General features: G+C 69.3%; 17 protein-coding genes. 14 read left to right on the forward strand and 3 right to left on the reverse strand.

The window, feature by feature from the left end:
• Nucleotides 1–5 precede the first annotated feature (5 nt).
• From ruvC to HNR14_RS17385, 8 genes are all read left to right on the forward strand, one after another.
• On the forward strand, nt 6–620 hold the full coding sequence (gene ruvC, locus HNR14_RS17350; protein WP_179702723.1) for a crossover junction endodeoxyribonuclease RuvC: 615 nt from the start codon (nt 6–8) through the stop codon (nt 618–620).
• Entirely contained in the window at nt 617–1,237 is a 621-nt protein-coding gene (gene ruvA / locus HNR14_RS17355; RefSeq protein WP_179701998.1) for a Holliday junction branch migration protein RuvA, read from the forward strand. The genes ruvC and ruvA overlap by 4 nt, the downstream gene beginning before the upstream one ends.
• Nucleotides 1,234–2,271 carry a Holliday junction branch migration DNA helicase RuvB gene (ruvB, locus tag HNR14_RS17360; protein ID WP_179701999.1) on the forward strand — a complete coding sequence of 346 codons (1,038 nt, stop codon included), beginning with the start codon at nt 1,234–1,236 and terminating at the stop codon, nt 2,269–2,271. The genes ruvA and ruvB overlap by 4 nt, the downstream gene beginning before the upstream one ends.
• A 56-nt stretch (nt 2,272–2,327) precedes the next feature.
• On the forward strand, nt 2,328–2,747 hold the full coding sequence (gene yajC, locus HNR14_RS17365; protein WP_021758388.1) for a preprotein translocase subunit YajC: 420 nt from the start codon (nt 2,328–2,330) through the stop codon (nt 2,745–2,747).
• A 65-nt stretch (nt 2,748–2,812) separates the two neighbouring features.
• Nucleotides 2,813–4,546 (forward strand): protein translocase subunit SecD, encoded by a 1,734-nt coding sequence (secD, locus tag HNR14_RS17370; protein WP_039921231.1) that lies wholly within the window; start codon nt 2,813–2,815, stop codon nt 4,544–4,546.
• Complete coding sequence (gene secF / locus HNR14_RS17375; RefSeq protein ID WP_021758390.1) at nt 4,546–5,565, forward strand: protein translocase subunit SecF; 1,020 nt, start codon at nt 4,546–4,548, stop codon at nt 5,563–5,565. Before secD ends, secF begins: the two co-directional genes overlap by 1 nt.
• A gap of 9 nt (nt 5,566–5,574) precedes the next feature.
• Nucleotides 5,575–5,928, forward strand: a complete 354-nt coding sequence (locus HNR14_RS17380) for a rhodanese-like domain-containing protein (RefSeq protein WP_179702000.1) — start codon at nt 5,575–5,577, stop codon at nt 5,926–5,928.
• A 69-nt stretch (nt 5,929–5,997) separates the two neighbouring features.
• Complete coding sequence (locus tag HNR14_RS17385; RefSeq protein ID WP_179702001.1) at nt 5,998–8,244, forward strand: RelA/SpoT family protein; 2,247 nt, start codon at nt 5,998–6,000, stop codon at nt 8,242–8,244.
• Here HNR14_RS17385 and HNR14_RS17390 read toward each other — a convergent pair.
• The 3 genes from HNR14_RS17390 to HNR14_RS17400 all read right to left on the reverse strand — a co-directional run bounded on the left by HNR14_RS17390 (nt 8,231) and on the right by HNR14_RS17400 (nt 11,021).
• Nucleotides 8,231–8,824, reverse strand: a complete 594-nt coding sequence (locus HNR14_RS17390) for a hypothetical protein (protein ID WP_179702002.1) — start codon at nt 8,822–8,824, stop codon at nt 8,231–8,233. The two genes, HNR14_RS17385 and HNR14_RS17390, sit on opposite strands and share 14 nt — an antisense overlap.
• Nucleotides 8,825–8,911: 87 nt before the next feature.
• Nucleotides 8,912–10,090 carry a DUF349 domain-containing protein gene (locus HNR14_RS17395; protein WP_425485052.1) on the reverse strand — a complete coding sequence of 393 codons (1,179 nt, stop codon included), beginning with the start codon at nt 10,088–10,090 and terminating at the stop codon, nt 8,912–8,914.
• Nucleotides 10,091–10,217: 127 nt separating this feature from the next.
• Nucleotides 10,218–11,021: a peptidylprolyl isomerase gene (locus HNR14_RS17400; protein ID WP_179702004.1), complete on the reverse strand. Its 804-nt coding sequence runs from the start codon at nt 11,019–11,021 to the stop codon at nt 10,218–10,220.
• A 166-nt stretch (nt 11,022–11,187) separates the two neighbouring features.
• On the opposite strand from HNR14_RS17400, the gene HNR14_RS17405 reads away from it, so the two are divergent.
• The 6 genes from HNR14_RS17405 (at nt 11,188) to ruvX (ending at nt 17,304) form a co-directional block, all read left to right on the forward strand.
• A complete protein-coding gene (locus HNR14_RS17405) occupies nt 11,188–12,528 on the forward strand; it encodes a replication-associated recombination protein A (RefSeq protein ID WP_179702005.1) in 1,341 nt (446 codons plus the stop codon).
• Between the two features lie 194 nt (nt 12,529–12,722).
• Nucleotides 12,723–13,346, forward strand: coding sequence for a 30S ribosomal protein S4 (gene rpsD, locus HNR14_RS17410; RefSeq protein ID WP_021758397.1), 624 nt, complete (start codon nt 12,723–12,725; stop codon nt 13,344–13,346).
• A 132-nt stretch (nt 13,347–13,478) separates the two neighbouring features.
• Nucleotides 13,479–13,859 (forward strand): DUF948 domain-containing protein, encoded by a 381-nt coding sequence (locus HNR14_RS17415; protein ID WP_039921235.1) that lies wholly within the window; start codon nt 13,479–13,481, stop codon nt 13,857–13,859.
• 78 nt (nt 13,860–13,937) lie between these two features.
• Nucleotides 13,938–14,129: a hypothetical protein gene (locus tag HNR14_RS17420; RefSeq protein ID WP_021758399.1), complete on the forward strand. Its 192-nt coding sequence runs from the start codon at nt 13,938–13,940 to the stop codon at nt 14,127–14,129.
• 45 nt (nt 14,130–14,174) lie between these two features.
• A complete protein-coding gene (gene alaS, locus HNR14_RS17425; RefSeq protein WP_179702006.1) occupies nt 14,175–16,832 on the forward strand; it encodes an alanine--tRNA ligase in 2,658 nt (885 codons plus the stop codon).
• A gap of 4 nt (nt 16,833–16,836) precedes the next feature.
• On the forward strand, nt 16,837–17,304 hold the full coding sequence (gene ruvX, locus HNR14_RS17430) for a Holliday junction resolvase RuvX (protein WP_179702007.1): 468 nt from the start codon (nt 16,837–16,839) through the stop codon (nt 17,302–17,304).
• Nucleotides 17,305–17,313 lie beyond the last annotated feature (9 nt).

Consider the following 17,313-nt stretch of genomic DNA (forward strand, 5'->3'; position numbering starts at 1 on the left):
TGACGATCCGGGTGCTCGGCATCGACCCCGGTCTCACACGGTGCGGCGTCGGGATCGTCGACGTGCGTCCCGATCGCCGCGCGGTCCTCGTCGAGGTGACGGTCATCCGCACCCCGCCCGGGATGCCGATCGAGGAGCGTCTTCTCGCGGTCGGCGACGGGATCGAGCGCCTGCTCGACGAGCACCGGCCGACCGCGGTCGCGATCGAGCGCGTCTTCGCGCAGCACAACCTGAGCACCGTGATGGGTGTCGCGCAGGTCAGCGGGGTGGCCCTCCACGCCGCGGCCAAGCGGGGCCTCCCGGTCGCGCTGCACACTCCGAGCGAGGTGAAGGCCGCCGTCACCGGATACGGGTCGGCGGACAAGAAGCAGGTGCAGGCGATGGTCGCCCGCATCCTCGGCCTCGCCGAGGTGCCCAAGCCCGCGGATGCGGCCGACGCCCTGGCGATCGCGATCTGCCACGCCTGGCGCGGCGGGCAGGCCCCGGCACCGCGAGCGGGAGGCGGGGGAGCGACCCAGGCCCCGGCCGGCGCAGCCGCGCAGACTCCCGCGCAGGCCGCGTGGCTCGCCGCGGAGCGGTCCGCCCGGGCGTCGGCGGCGCCCCGTAGGCTGGCCAGGTGATCTCCTCTCTCCGCGGCACCGTCCTCTCCGCGAGCGGCGGCAACGCCGTGATCGAGGTCGGTGGCGTCGGCTTCGCCGTGCAGCTGACCCCCGACCATGTCCTCTCCCTCCGCGTCGGCGACGAGGCGTTCGTCCACACGTCGATGATCGTGCGAGAGGACTCCCTGCAGCTCTTCGGCTTCCTCGACCGCGAGCAGCTCGACGTGTTCGAGCTCCTCACCGGGGTCACCGGTGTGGGGCCGAAGTCGGCGATCGGCGTCCTGTCCGTGCTCGCGCCCGACCAGATCGCCGACGCCGTCGCGGCTGACGATGACGCGCCGTTCCGGAAGGTCTCGGGGATCGGTCCCAAGACGGCCAAGCTCATCGTGGTGTCGCTGACGGGCAAGCTCGTCGCCACCCGTCGCGTCGCGCCCGCCGTGAAGGCCGCGGGCGCGCCGTCCTCCGTCGCCGACAGCGTCTTGATCGCTCTCGTCGGCCTCGGCTGGCCCGAGAAGGTGGCGGGGGAGGCGATCGCCGACGTCGTCGCCGACACCGACGAGTCCGCGCGCGACTCGGTGCAGACGCTGCTCCGCCTGACTCTGGCCCACCTCGGCCCGGCCGCGCAGGGCGCCCGATGAGCGACGACCTGACCGCCCCCGAGCTCGAGTCCGAGTCCGAGCTCGCTTTCGAAGGTGCGCTGCGCCCCCGTTCGCTCGCCGAGTTCGTCGGGCAGGCGAAGGTGCGCGGCCAGCTCCAGCTGCTGCTCACGGCGGCGAAGATGCAGGACCGCACCGCGGACCACATCCTCCTCGCCGGCCCGCCCGGGCTCGGCAAGACGACGCTCGCCATGATCGTCGCGCACGAGAGCGGACGCCCGCTGCGTCTGTCGAGCGGCCCGGCCATCCAGCACGCCGGTGACCTGGCGGCCCTGCTGTCGTCGCTCACGCCGGGCGAGGTCCTCTTCATCGACGAGATCCACCGCATGGCGCGCTCCGCGGAGGAGATGCTGTACCTCGCGATGGAGGACTTCCGCATCGACATCATGGTCGGCAAGGGGGCGGGCGCGACCTCCATCCCGCTCGACCTGGCCCCGTTCACCCTCGTCGGTGCGACCACCCGTTCCGGGCTGCTGCCGAACCCGCTGCGCGACCGGTTCGGCTTCACCGCGCACCTGGAGTTCTACGACGAGTCCGAGCTGACGCAGGTCCTGGCCCGCGCGGCCACGATGCTCGAGCTCGACATAGACCGGGAGGCTCTGGCCGAGATCGCCGGGCGCTGCCGGGGGACCCCGCGTATCGCCAACCGGCTGCTGCGCCGGGTCCGCGACTACGCCCTCGTGCACGGCGGCGACGCCGACCTGGCCGCGGTGGGTGCCGCGCTCGAGCTGTACGACGTCGACCCCCTCGGCCTGGACCGCCTCGACCGCGCCGTCCTGCACGCCATTCTCGAGCGCTTCGACGGAGGGCCGGTCGGCCTGAACACCCTGGCGGTCTCGGTGGGGGAGGAGGCGGAGACGATCGAGTCGGTCGTCGAGCCGTTCCTGGTGCGCATCGGGCTGCTCTCCCGCACCCCCCGAGGGCGGGTCGCGACGCCCGCGGCCTGGCGGCATTTCGGTATTCCCGGCCCGCACCAAGGTCGTTCGGAGCAACCTTCCCTGATCGATGACTTATGATGTGAGGTGGCCGTTCGGCCCCTTAGACTCCCCACCGGAAGGTTCGGCAGAAATTCATGGCCATTGATCCGCTGACTATTGTGATGGTCGTCATCCTGGCGGCCCTCATCTTCTTCATGTTCCGCAACAGCCGCAAGCGCCAGAAGGAGCAGGCTGAGACGCGTTCGAAGATGGTGCCGGGCGCCGAGGTCATGACCAACTTCGGGCTCTACGGGACGCTGCTGTCCGTCAACGAGGACGACAACACCGCGCTCGTCGAGACCAGCCCCGGGCACGTCATCAAGGTGCACCGCCAGGTGCTCGCCCGCGTCGTCGAGCCCACCGTCGCCGAGCCGGCCGAGGCCGACGCGGACGCCGAGCTCACCACCGGCGCCACCGAGCTCAACGAGGACCACGCGATCCGTCTGGATGCGCCGGAGTACGGCGAGCGGATCGACGAGACCTCGAAGAAGCCCGGCGCGAAGAGCGACGACTAACTCCCGACCCGTGGGCCGCGGCGCTTCTGCGCGCGCGGAACACTCGTAGAAAGCTGAGTTCCTAGGTGGCAAAGTCGACCCCGGCCAAGAAAGCCTGGCGTTCCCTGACATGGCTCGGCGTGCTGGTGGTGGTCCTCCTGGGGACTCTCACCGCCGGCGTGCTGTTCAGCAACGCGACGTGGCTGCCGAAGCTCGCTCTCGACCTCGAGGGCGGCACCCAGGTGATCCTGACGCCGCAGGTCGAGAACGGCCAGCAGATCCAGCAGCAGCAGCTGGACCAGGCCGTCTCGATCATCCGTCAGCGCATCGACGCCTCCGGCATCTCCGAGGCGCAGATCTCCACCGAGGGCTCGCGCAACATCGTGGTCTCCCTCCCGGGCAAGCCCGACGAGGAGACCCTGAACCGGGTGAAGTCGAGCGCACGCCTCGACTTCCGTCCGGTCCTGATCTCGGGCGGCCCGACCAACGAGGTCGTCGGCGCGGACGGCAAGTCGACGCCGGCGCCGACCCCGGCGCCCGGCCTGCAGTCGACCCCGTCGACCTCGCCGACGAATGGCAGCGACCTCGCCTGGGTCACGCCCAAGCTCCAGGCGGACTTCGACGCGTACTCGTGCGCGGCGAACAAGTCGCAGGACGACAGCGCCGCGCCGACCGATCAGCCGCTCATCACCTGCGACGACCAGGACCAGGTCAAGTACCTGCTCGGCCCGGTCGAGGTGAAGGGCCAGAACATCAGCGACGCGAGCGCCGGCCTGGTGCAGAGCTCGCAGGGCGTGACCACCGGTCAGTGGGCCGTCAACATCGTCTTCGACTCGACCGGAACCAAGCAGTTCGCGGATGTCACGACCCGTCTGGTGAGCCTCACCGGCGCTCAGAACCAGTTCGCGATCGTCCTCGACGGCAAGGTCATCTCGGCTCCGACCACGCAGGCCGCGATCACCGACGGCAAGCCGCAGATCACGGGTAACTTCACCGAGACGAGCGCCAAGGCCCTCGCCGACCAGCTCAAGTTCGGCGCACTGCCGTTCAGCTTCAAGGTGCAGAGCCAGGACACGATCTCGGCGACGCTCGGTTCGGCACAGCTCATCGCCGGTCTCATCGCCGGTCTGATCGGCCTCATCCTGGTCGCGATCTACACGTTCTTCCAGTACCGCCTGCTCGGCCTCGTCACGATCTTCTCGCTCGTCGTGGCCGGTGTGCTCACCTGGCTCACGATCTCGCTGCTCTCGTGGCACTACGGGTACCGTCTGTCGCTCGCCGGCGTGGCGGGACTCATCGTCGCGATCGGATTCACAGCGGACTCGTTCATCGTCTACTTCGAACGAATACGAGACGAGCTGCGCGACGGCCGAAGTCTGGAGTCGGCGGTCGAGGCCGGATGGGCACGTGCCCGCCGGACGATCTACGCATCGAAGGCCACCAACCTCCTGGCCGCAGTCGTGCTGTACATCCTCGCGGCGGCAAACGTCCGTGGCTTCGCGTTCACGCTGGGTCTGACGACGATCATCGACGTCATCGTGGTGCTGCTGTTCACGCACCCGACGCTGCAGTTGCTGGGACGCACGCGCTTCTTCAGCACCGGGCACGCGTGGTCGGGTCTCGACCCGGAGGCGCTCGGCGCCGTGTACCGCGGTGCCGCCCAGTTCCGTTCGCCCACCGCGGCGAAGGTCGGTGCGGGCACCGCTGCACGCAGCAGCAAGGAGGCGGCTCGCCGCCAGACGATCGCCGAGCGCAAGGCAGCGGAGCTGACCGGCGCCTCGACCTCCTCCGATCGTTCGACCGATGGGAAGGACTCCTGATGGCCGCCAGTCGTCTCACCAAATTCGGTAACGACCTCTACACCGGTGCGCGCTCGTTCGACTTCGTCGGCAAGCGCAAGATCTGGTACATCATCGCGGCTGCGATGGTGATCGTGTCGATCCTGATCCCGATCATCAAGGGCGGGTTCAACTTCTCGATCGAGTTCCGCGGTGGATCGCAGTTCCAGATCACCAACGTCGAGGACACGAACACCGACAAGGCGCAGAACGCCGTGACGAGCGTCGTGCCGGATGCCGTCTCGCACGTCAGCGTCGTCGGCGCCAACGCCGTCCAGGTGCAGACCGACCAGCTGTCGGACACCCAGACGAAGGCCGTGGCGGACGCGCTGGCGAAGGCGTACGGCGTGCCGGACACCGAGGTCGCGTCGACGTTCATCGGCCCGTCCTGGGGCGCTGACGTGACGCAGCAGTCCATCCAGGGACTCGTCGTCTTCCTCTTGCTGGCGTTCATCGCGATGGCCCTGTACTTCCGCACGTGGAAGATGTCGGCCTCGGCGATCATCTCCCTGTTCCACGACCTCATCATCACGGCGGGCATCTACGCCCTGGTGGGCTTCGAGGTGTCGCCCGCGACGATGATCGGCTTCCTGACGATCCTCGGCTACTCGCTGTACGACACCGTCGTGGTCTTCGACAAGGTCCGGGAGAACACCCGGGAGGAGATGGAGCTGACCAGGCGGACGTTCGCCGAATCGGTCAACCTCGCGGTCAACCAGACCCTCGTGCGGTCGATCAACACCGCCGTCGTCGCGGTGCTGCCGGTCGCGTCGATCCTCTTCATCGGCGCTTACGCGCTCGGTGCGGCGACCCTGCGCGACATCTCGCTCGCGCTGCTGATCGGCATCATCGTCGGCACGTACTCCACGATCTTCCTGGCCGCGCCGATGTACTCGCAGTTCCGCGAGGGCGAGGCGGCCGTGAAGAAGCACGACGCGAAGGTGCGCGCCATCCGTCCGAAGGCCGCCTCGGCGGCTGCCGAAGCGGTCGCGGCGAAGTAGCGCGAGCGCATGGGCGGCCCGTATCTCTCCGAAGACGAGGTGAGCGCTGCCCGCGCTCGCGAGATCATCGCGGCCGGCGAGGCCTGGCTCCTCGACGTCCGCGAGCCGCAGGAGTGGGATGAGGTGCGCTCTCCGGACGCCCACCTCATCCCGCTGTCGCAGCTCCAGGACCGCCAGGACGAGCTCCCCGAAGACCAGCAGATTCTTGTGATCTGTCACTCGGGCGGCCGTTCCCGGATGGTGACCGACGCCCTCCTCCGGGCCGACTTCCCGGCCGCGAACGTGGCGGGCGGCATGATCGCCTGGGAGTCCACCGGCGCACCGGTCGAGCGGGGCGCGAGCCCCTCCGGGACCGTCAGCTGATCGCTGCGAGCGGATCGTGGCCGGAACGGCCTCGTGATGCGGCGATAATGGAGCACAGGAGGCGCGCACATGGTTGATACATCGACACCGCAGTCCGCCTCGCTGCGCCGCCTCGTGCCGCGCATCTTCTCGCGGGCGCAGCCCGCCGGCGCGGTCGACACCCTTATCCGCACGGTCCGCATGCATCACCCGAAGGCCGACCTGTCGCTCATCGAGCGCGCCTACGCCGTCGCGGAACGCGCACACAGCGGTCAGAAGCGGCGCTCCGGTGAGCCGTACATCACCCATCCCGTCGCCGTGGCGCAGATCATCGCCGACCTCGGGATCGGCGCGAAGACCATCGCCGCGGCGCTGCTGCACGACACGGTCGAAGACACGGAGTACACGCTCGACGAGCTGCGCGACCAGTTCGGCGACGAGATCGCGATGCTGGTCGACGGTGTCACCAAGCTCGACAAGGTCAAGTACGGGGACAGTGCGCAGGCGGAGACCGTGCGCAAGATGATCGTCGCGATGTCGAAGGACATCCGCGTGCTGATCATCAAGCTGGCCGACCGGCTCCACAACGCGCGGACGTGGGGCTTCGTCCCCGCCGCCAATGCGACCCGCAAGGCCACGGAGACGCTCGAGATCTACGCGCCGCTGGCGCACCGACTGGGCATCCAGGCGATCAAGTGGGAGCTCGAGGACCTGTCGTTCGCCGTGCTCTACCCGAAGCTCTACGCCGAGATCGAGAGCCTCGTGAAGCAGCGGACGCCCGAGCGCGAACGCCTCGTGCAGCAGGTGATCGACGCGATCAACGACGACCTGAAGTCCGCCCGCATCCGCGGCAAGGTCGCCGGACGACCGAAGCAGTACTACTCGATCTACCAGAAGATGGTGGTGCGCGGCCGCGAGTTCGACGACATCTACGACCTCGTCGGCATCCGCGTGCTCGTGAACACCGTGCGCGACTGCTACGCGGTGCTCGGTCAGATCCACGCGCGGTGGACGCCGATGCCGGGCCGGTTCAAGGACTACATCGCAACGCCGAAGTTCAACCTGTACCAGTCGCTCCACACGACCGTGATCGGGCCGCAGGGCCGTCCGGTCGAGATCCAGATCCGCACGGAGGAGATGCACCAGCGTGCCGAGTTCGGTGTCGCGGCGCACTGGAAGTACAAGGAGCAGACCACCGGCAAGAGCGCCGGCGGCCCGGCCACCCCCGACACCGACCTCGCCTGGCTCGCGCACATCTCCGACTGGCAGGCCGAGACCGCGGACCCGTCCGAGTTCCTCGACTCCCTCCGGTTCGAGATCGGCGCGAAAGAGGTCTACGTCTTCACGCCGAAGGGTCGTGTGATCGGCCTCCCGGCCGGCGCGACTCCCGTGGACTTCGCCTACGCGGTGCACACCGAGGTCGGTCACCGCACGATGGGCGCCAAGGTCAACGGCCGGCTGGTCCCGCTCGAGAGCACGCTTGCGACCGGAGACGTCGTCGAGATCTTCACCTCCAAGAACCCGGACTCCGGCCCGAGCCAGGACTGGCTGAACTTCGTCAAGAGCCCTCGCGCGCGGAACAAGATCCGCCAGTGGTTCACCAAGGAGCGCCGCGACGAGGCCATCGAGCAGGGCAAGGACGCGATCGCGCGCGCCATGCGCAAGCAGAACCTCCCGCTCCAGAAGCTGATGACGCAGGACGCCCTCGTGGAGGTCGCCTCGTCTCTGAAGTACGCGGACGTGTCGACGCTCTACGCCGCCGTGGGCGAGGGGCACGTCTCCACCCAGTCGGTCATTGAGAAGGTCGTCGCGTCGCTGCAGAGCGACGTCGAGTCGGACGGCGAGATCGACATCCCCGTCAAGGGTCGACGTCAGCTGCGGAACAGCGACTCCGGCGTCCTGGTGCGTGGCGCGCCGGACATCCTGGTCAAGCTCGCGAAGTGCTGCACGCCGGTCCCCGGCGACCCGATCGTCGGCTTCATCACGCGCGGTCAGGGCGTCTCGGTGCACCAGGCGAACTGCCACAACGTGCAGTCCCTCCTGCAGGAGCCGGAGCGCATGATCGACGTGGAGTGGGCGCCGAGCTCGAAGAGCGTGTTCCTCGTGCAGATCCAGGTCGAGGCCCTCGATCGCGCCGGCCTGCTCTCCGACGTGACCCGGGTGCTCTCGGAGCACCACGTCAACATCCTGTCGGCGACGGTGACCACCTCGAGCAACCGGCTGGCCCTCAGCCGGTTCGTGTTCGAGATGGGGGACACGACTCACCTGGACCGCGTGCTCAACGCCGTGCGGCGCATCGACGCCGTCTACGACGTGTACCGCGTCAGCGCCGGCTGACATCGCTGCTCCCGGCTTCCACCAGCGGCAGCCGGACCTGCTCGACGGAGCGGATCCTCTGCGTCGCGCGTGTGGATCCGCCGCGGCGGGTGCGCGGCACGTAGTGGCGCAGCGCCTCTGGCGTCGCCGACGCCAGGGAGAGCAGATGGCGTACCTCGAGCGCGGCCGCGTCGTCGAATGCGGTCGCGCCCAGCAGAAGGTCCGCCGCCGTGCGCAGGGGAGTGGTCACGGCGATCGGCCCTATGGGATGCGTCTCACCCTGCTTGAAGGTCCGCTGGCGGCCGTCGACGCTCACGGGAAGGCGTGTGCCGCGACGTGACGGGTCGAGGCAGACCTGGGGCCGAGGCGGTGGAGCGCTGCGCGTGCCGTGGATCCACGCCGCTGTGGCGCGTTCGGCGATGGCGCGACGTGGGACCGTCGCCGCCAGGGCGCGGGCTCGGAGCGCTGGGGTGTCGGGGGTGTCCATCGGAGCGAAGGACTCTCCGACCCGATAGACCTGACCGTCCAGGCAGAGCGAGAGCAGCTCGGCGAGAGGCAGGACGTGTCGGTCGAGGAGGGCGGGGCACAGTGTCTCGGTCATCTCCCCAGCGTGGCGGGTGCGACGCCGGGGAGACGACGGAGAGGGAGATCTGTGGAGAAGTCGGGTTCGTGGCCCGGCTGTGGAGGATCAGCCGAGCGCGTCGAGCCAGATCTTGCGCGCGTCGAGGGCCTCCTGAGCGGCCTTGACCTTGGCGGCATCGCCGCCGGCCTTCGCCTCGGCGAGCTCGTCCTCCAGCTTCGCGATGGCGGCGTTGAGCTGGCTGGCGAGTCCCTCGGTGCGCGCCTTCTTCTCGGGGTTGTTGCGCTCCCAGTGCTCCTCGTCGAGGCGCCGGACAGCGGTCTCGACCTTGCGCAGGCGGTCCTCGATCGGGCGGACCTGCTCGCGCGGGACCCGGCCGATCGCATCCCAGCGCTCCTGGATGGAAAGCAGGGCGTTGCGGGCCGTGTCGCGGTCCGTCTCCTTCAGGAGCGGCTCGGCCTCGTCGAGGAGCGCGAGCTTCGCCTGGAGGTTGGCTTCGTACTCCACGTTGTCGCGTGCGTCGACTTCGGCCTTCGCCGAGTAGATCGCGTCACCCGCCGCCTTGAAGCGCGCCCAGAGGGCGTCGTCGTTCTTCTTGCCGGCACGGCCGGCCAGCTTCCACTGGTCGAGCAGGCGACGGTACTCGGGCACGCCGTCGGCACCCTGGGGGATGAGTCGCTCGGCCTGCTCGATGAGCGCGTTCTTGCGGCTGCGCACGTCGCGGTGCTGGTTGTCCAGGTCGGCGAAGAACGCCTTGCGGTTGTGCTCGATCGTGGAGCGCGCGGCACGGAACCGCTTCCAGAGCTCGTTCGCCTCGTTCTTCGGCAGGCGTGGACCGTCGTGCTGGTGGGCCTGCCAGCGTGCGAAGAGCTCGTCGAGGGCGGACGTCGTCTGCTTCCACTGCGTGCGCTCCGGGTCCTGCGCGGCGAGGGCCTCCGCCTCGTCGACGATGGCCGTGCGCTCGGCGATCGCGGCCTCGACGGCCGCCTTGGCCTCGGCGCTCTGCTGCTCCGTCAGCTCCTCGACGGTGCCGCCCAGCGCGTCCAGGCGCGTGAGGAGCGACGCGAGGTCGCCGACGGCGTTCGCGCCCTCGACGGCCGAGCGGAGGTTCGCGACCGACTTCGCCACGTCACCGGCCGGGGCGCCGCGCCGGGCGCGCTGCTCCAGCAGCGAGACCTGCCCGGCGAGATCGGTGTACTTGCGCTCGAAGTAGGCGATCGCCTCCTCGGGCGTGCCGTCCGGGTACTGGCCGACGGTGCGTTCCCCGTCGCCCTCGCGGACGTACACGGTACCGGTCTCGTCGACGCGACCCCAGGGGTGCTGTTCAGAAGTAGCCAAGAGTCTCACCTTGCTGCTGTGCGGTCAGGGCGGAGAGCCCGCCCCACGGTGGAATCAGCCTATTGCACGCGCCGCATCACTGCAGCGTGAAGCTGTCGATCTTGGTCGCGACGACGGGCTTGCCGTCCGTCCCGCCGCCGTCGACGCCCTTGGCGACGATGTCGGAGGTGAGGGTGTCGAGACCGCTCGTGATGGTGCCGAGGACGGTGTAGCCGCCCGCGGCGTCGGACGGGATGGGGCTGTCCTTGTAGACGATGAAGAACTGGCTGCCCTGGCTGTAGCCGTTACCGCTCTGGCGGGCCATCGCGATGGTCCCGGCCGGGTACACGCCGTCCTTCGGGGCGTTCTCCACGGGGCCGTACGAGTAGCCGGGGCCGCCGCTGCCGTCGCCGTTGGGGTCGCCGCACTGGAGCACGAAGATGCCGTCGGTGGTCAGCCGGTGGCAGCTCAGGCCGTCGTAGAAACCCTTCTGGGCGAGCGAGATGGTCGACGACACGGCCTGCGGGGCCTGCTTGCCGTCGAGCGTGACACCCAGGTCGATCCCGTTGATGACGAGCGAACCCTTCCAGTCGCGGCCCTCGGCGATGCTCGAGGACGGGACGTCGCCGGTGTTCGCGCCGGTCGCGGCGGGGGTGGGCGTCGGCGTCGCGGACGGAGACGCCGAGGATGATGCGGTGGCCGCACCGGGACCGCCTGTGAAGTAGAGGAGCTGGGTGGCGACCGCGAGACCGACGACGACTACGACGGCGATGCCGGCGATCCAGTTGTCGCGCTTGCGGCGCTTGACCTTCGTCTCGTGCACGGTCTGCCTCGCCTGGTAGGCGCGCAGGCGCTCTCGCGCCTGCCGGGCGTCGCGGTCGTTCGGCTTGCTGGGTGCCACGTGTGTCCTCCGAGGGGCGCCGTCGAGCGGGGAGTCGGTGTCCCGAGGAAGACCGGTCCGCGGGTCAGGAGAACCTTATCCGGCACGCCTATGGACGCCAAACCAGCGCGTGGCGCGTCGGCGGCGGGCGGGAGCCGGTGTCGGTGGTGGCCGGTAGCCTGGTGGGATGGTCGATGTGCAACCCGGGCTCCGTATGGGAGCGACGCCGCTCGCTGTGCGCATGCGGCCGACCTCGCTCGACGAGGTGGCGGGTCAGCGGCATCTGCTGCGTCCGGGCTCACCGCTGGTCGCCCTCGCGTCCGACCAGTCCGGGGAGACCGGCTCGGTCTCGGTCATCCTGTGGGGGCCGCCCGGAACGGGCAAGACGACGCTCGCGCAGGCCATCGCGCACTCGTCCGGCCGCAAGTTCGTCGAGCTCTCGGCGGTCACCGCCGGTGTGAAGGACGTCCGTCTCGTCATGGACGAGGCGCTTTCCACCCGTGATCTCTACGGCGTGTCGACCGTGCTCTTCCTCGACGAGATCCATCGGTTCACCAAGGCCCAGCAGGACGCGTTGCTCCCCGGTGTCGAGAACGGCTGGGTGATCCTCGTCGCGGCGACCACCGAGAACCCGTCGTTCTCGGTGATCTCGCCGCTGTTGTCGCGATCGCTCCTGCTGACCCTCGAGACGTTGAGCGACGACGATCTGGGCGTGGTGGTCGACCGCGCGGTGACCGACGACCGCGGCCTCGGCGATCACTACACGCTCGCCGACGACGCCCGCGCCGCGATCATCCGGCTCGCGTCCGGCGACGCCCGACGCGCCCTGACCGCACTGGAGGCGGCATCCGTCTCCGCGGCGTCCGCCACGCCCGCCACGTCGAAGAAGAAGCCGGTCATCACGGCGGAGATCGTCGCCCAGGCTGTTGACCGTGCTCTCCTGCGCTACGACCGCAACGGCGACGAGCACTACGACGTCATCAGCGCCTTCATCAAGTCGGTGCGCGGCTCCGACGTGGATGCGGCGCTCCACTACCTCGCCCGGATGATCGAGGCGGGGGAGGACCCGCGCTTCATCGCCCGCCGCATCATCATCTCCGCCTCGGAGGACATCGGGATGGCGGACCCGCAGGCGCTGGTCGTCGCGATCGCCGCAGCGGACGCTGTGCAGTTCGTCGGGATGCCGGAAGGGCGCATCCCGCTCGCGCAGGCCGTTGTGCACCTGGCCACGGCTCCCAAGTCGAACGCCGCCTACATGGCGCTCGACGCGGCCATCGCGGATGTGCGTGCCGGCAAGATCGGCCGCGTGCCGAAGCACCTGCGCGACGCGCACTACCCCGGGGCGAAACGGCTCGGTCACGGCAAGGGGTACAAGTATCCGCACGACGACGCGCTGGGCGTCCTCGAGCAGCAGTACCTGCCCGACGAGTTGAAGGAGACGACGTACTACACGCCGACTGATCACGGCAACGAGCGCGACCTCTCGGCCCGCCTGGCGAAGCTGCGCCGCATCGTGCGCGGACGCTGACCGCATTCTGATACACTCGATGGGCCTAGAAGCGTGTGCGGCGTGCGGCTGTGCTCATCACGTTCTCGAAGGGGATGGTCCTGTAGCCGGGCGCCCCTGGCAGTTAATCCCTCTCTCAGCGCACTCGTCGTGCGCGCGGGCGCCTCAGTCGCGTCCCGCAGTCCATGTACTAGAGAGACCATTGAAAGGAAACCGTGTCTTCACGTTCCCGCAGCAAGACCCGCGAGTCGCGTGCCCTCGGCATCGCGCTCACCCCGAAGGCCGCGCGCTACCTCGAGAAGCGCCCGTACGCCCCCGGTGAGCACGGCCGCACCAAGCGCAAGGCCGACTCCGACTACGCCGTGCGTCTGCGCGAGAAGCAGCGTCTGCGCGCCCAGTACGGCATCCGCGAGAAGCAGCTCCGCATCGCCTTCGAAGAGGCCCGCCGCACCCAGGGCCTGACCGGTGAGAACCTGGTCGAGCTCCTCGAGATGCGTCTCGACGCGCTCGTGCTCCGCGCCGGCTTCGCCCGCACGATCTCGCAGGCCCGCCAGTTCGTGGTGCACCGCCACATCCTCGTCGACGGCAAGATCGTGGACCGCCCCTCCTTCCGCGTGAAGCCGGGTCAGCTCATCCACGTCAAGGCCCGTTCCGAGGGCACCGAGCCCTTCCAGGTCGCGGCCGCCGGCGGACACGTCGACGTCCTGCCCAAGGTCCCGGCCTACCTCGACGTCGAGATCGACAAGCTCCAGGCCCGCCTCGAGCGTCGCCCGAAGCGCGCCGAGGTCCCCGTGACCTGTGAGGTCCAGCTGGTCGTCGAGTACTACGCGGCCCGCTAAGGCTCCGCGAGACTCCCGGAACGGGGTCGTGGCTTCGGCCGCGGCCCCGTTTCGTCGTCCCTGGCGCTGGACAGGCGCCCGAGCGGGGCTACGCTTGTCGAGTATGCCGGTGGCGGAATGGAAGGACGACTCGTGTCTGGTGGCGACATCGCAGGACTCATCGCGGCGGGCGTGTTCGCCGTCCTCGTCGGCTTCATCGCCGTGCCGCTGCTCAAGTTCGGCCGCGTGCTCGACCAGACCCGCGACTCGATCAAAGACGCCAGCGACGGGATCACGCCGATCCTGGATGAGACGGCCACGACCATCCGGGAGACCAACAAGCAGCTTGCCCGGGTCGATGTGATCACCAAGAACGTCGCCGACGTGACCGGGAACGTGTCCGCCCTCGTCTCGCTCTTCGCGGCGACCGTTGGCGGCCCGCTCATCAAGCTGGCCGGGTTCAGCGCCGCCGTGAAGGCGGCCTTCGGGGCCGCCGGCGGCGCTCGGGGAAGCCGGCGCGCGCGCTCGAAGTAGAGCCGCCCCCGTCTGCGCCCCCTGCCATTAGACTCGTTCAGGTGTGCTCGCGCACCGGACACGGAGGGAAGAACAGCAATGAAGAGTTTCCTGTGGCTCCTCGTCGGCGTGGGCATCGGCTTCGCCGTCGCCCACCAGGTCAACGAGACTGCGAAGGGTCGGGAGTTCTTCAGCTCGCTCGACCGCAAGGCGCGCGACTTCGGCGAGGCCGTCTCGGACGGCTACCGTCAGCGCGAGGCGGAGATCCGCTCCGCGATCGACGGCGACTGACCAGCGCCCACCACCCACCCCCGCAGCTTCGACCGACCGGAACCCATGCAGACCGCTGAAATCCACCGCCGCTGGCTCGACTTCTTCGCGCAGCGCGGCCACACCGTCGTCCCGTCCGCCTCCCTCGTCAGTGACGACCCGTCGCTGCTCTTCACCGTGGCCGGGATGGTGCCGTTCGTTCCGTACCTGACCGGTGTGGTGCCGGCGCCGTTCCCGCGGGCGACCAGCGTGCAGAAGTGCATCCGCACCCTGGACATCGACGAGGTCGGCAAGACGCCGCGCCACGGCACGTTCTTCCAGATGTGCGGCAACTTCTCGTTCGGCGACTACTTCAAGGAGCAGGCGATCACCTTCGCCTGGGACCTGCTGACCACCTCGGAGGACGAGGGCGGCCTCGGCTTCGACCCGAAGGACCTCTGGGTCACCGTCTACGAGGACGACGACGAAGCCCGCGAGATCTGGGGTCGCGTCTCCACCCTCCCGCCGGAGCGCATCCAGGGCCTCGGCAAGGACACCAACTACTGGTCGACCGGCCAGCCCGGACCGGCAGGCCCCTGCTCCGAGATCTTCTTCGACCGCGGCCCGGCGTACGGCATCGACGGCGGTCCGGCGACCGACGACGACCGCTACGTCGAGATCTGGAACCTCGTCTTCATGCAGTACCTGCGTGGTGAGGGTGACGGCAAGAAGGACTTCGAGATCCTCGGCGACCTGCCGAAGAAGAACATCGACACCGGCATGGGCCTGGAGCGCGTCGCGTTCATCAAGCAGGGCGTCGACAACATGTACGAGATCGACCAGGTGCGACCGGTCTTGGACCGTGCCGCCCAGCTGGCCGAGAAGCCCTACGGCAACGAGGCGCACGAGGACGACGTCCGGCTGCGCGTCGTGGCCGATCACGTCCGCAGCGCGCTGATGCTCATGGTCGACGGCGTGACGCCGTCGAACGAGGGCCGCGGCTACGTCCTCCGCCGCCTCCTGCGCCGCACGGTGCGCGCGATGCGCCTCCTCGGCGTCGAGGCAGCGACCTTCCCGGAGCTGTTCCCGGCCTCCCGTGACGCGATGAAGGCGGCGTATCCCGAGGTCGCGACCGAGTTCGACCGCGTCTCCCAGCTGGCCTACGCCGAGGAGGAGACCTTCCTCCGCACCCTGGCCGCGGGCACGAGCATCCTCGACACCGCGGTCTCGAACACGCGCAACGCCGGCAAGAAGCAGCTCGCGGGCGACACCGCGTTCCTGCTCCACGACACCTACGGCTTCCCGATCGACCTCACGCTCGAGATGGCGGAGGAGGCCGGCCTGAGCGTCGACCGCGCCGCCTTCGACACCCTGATGGCGGACCAGCGCTCGCGGGCGAAGGCCGATGCCAAGGCGAAGAAGACCGCCCTGGCCGACCTCTCGGTCTATAGCGCCTTCCGCGCTCAGGGCGAGACAGTCTTCACCGGCTACACCGAGCTCGAGACGGAGTCGAGCGTGCTCGGCCTCATCGTCGACGGCAACTCGGTGAACAAGGCCGTCGAGGGCCAGGTGGGCGAGATCATCCTCGGGGCGACCGCGCTCTACGCCGAGTCCGGCGGTCAGGACGCCGACGCGGGCACGATCGTGGGACCGGGTTACGAGCTCGAGGTCCTCGACGTGCAGAAGCCGGTCAAGGGTCTGATCAGCCACAAGGTGCTCGTCCGCAGCGGCGAGGTCGGGGTCGGTGCGCCGGCGACGAGCCTCGTCGACCACGAGTACCGCCGTGGGGCGCGCCAGGCGCACTCCGGCACGCACATCATCCACGCGGCGCTGCGTCAGGTGCTCGGCTCGAACGCCCACCAGTCCGGTTCGTACAACAAGGCCGGCTACCTGCGCCTCGACTTCTCCTGGAACCAGGCGCTCTCGCCCGAGACGCGCAGCGAGATCGAGGAGATCTCGAACAACGCGATCCGCCAGAACCTCGAGGTGTCGACGCGCGAGCTGCCGCTCGACGAGGCGAAGTCACTGGGGGCGATGGCCCTCTTCGGCGAGAAGTACGGCGACGTCGTCCGCGTCGTGGACATCGGCGGTCCCTGGTCGCGCGAGCTCTGCGCGGGAACGCACGTGGCCACGAGCGCGGAGATCGGGATGATCAACCTCGTCAGCGAGTCGTCCGTCGGCTCGACGAACCGCCGGGTCGAGTCGCTCGTCGGTCTCGAGGCCTTCCGCGACCTCGCCGTCGAGCGCACGATCGTCTCGCAGCTCTCCGGCACCTTGAAGACGCCGCGTGAGCAGCTCCCCGAGAAGATCGCCGACCTGCTGGCGAACCTGAAGGCGGCGGAGAAGCGGATCCAGGCGTTCGAGGCGCGCGCGGTGCTCGACAAGGTGCCCGCGCTCATCGAGTCGTCGTCGCGTCGCGGCACCTTCACGGTCGTGGCAGAGGACGCGGGCACGCTGGGATCGGCCGACGACCTCCGCCTCCTCGTGACCACGGTCCGCGAGCGACTGGGTTCGGACCCGGCCGTCGTGGCGCTGGCCGCGCAGGCGGGTGGCAAGCCGGTCGTGATCGTGGCGACCAACCAGGCGGCTCGTGACGCGGGCGCGAACGCCGGTGCGCTGGCGAAGACGGCGGCCGGCGTGCTCGGCGGTGGAGGCGGCGGCAAGGCCGACCTCGCGCAGGGCGGCGGCACGGATGCGACCGCCATCCCGGCGGCGCTGAGCGCGGTCGTCTCGGCGATCGGATAGCCGGATGCGCACCGGTGTCCGGCTCGGGATCGACGTCGGCAAGGTGCGGATCGGCGTCAGCCGGTCCGACCCGCACGGCATGATCGCGACGCCGGTGGAGACGGTCGCGCGCTCCGAAGACACTGCGGATCGGCGGAGAATCGCCGACATTGTGACTGAACTCGGAGTTTTCGAGATTATCGTCGGGTTGCCGTTGGCGCTCTCGGGCGCGCGCACGCCGTCCACCGAGGACGCGGTCGCATTCGCCGAGGCACTGGACGCCGATATCGACGTCCCGGTCCGCCTCGTCGACGAACGGCTGTCGACCGTGTCGGCCCATTCGGCCCTCCGCGCGTCCGGCAAGAACTCGAAAAGCGCGCGTCCGGTGGTGGATCAGGTGGCCGCCACGATAATTTTGCAGCATGCCCTCGACGCGGAGCGCGCCTCCGGCCGCCCGCCGGGCCAACCCGTCGAATCGAGCATTGGACCCTGAGCTTGTCGA

This window comes from Leifsonia naganoensis (assembly GCF_013410615.1).
Classification (GTDB): domain Bacteria; phylum Actinomycetota; class Actinomycetes; order Actinomycetales; family Microbacteriaceae; genus Leifsonia; species Leifsonia aquatica.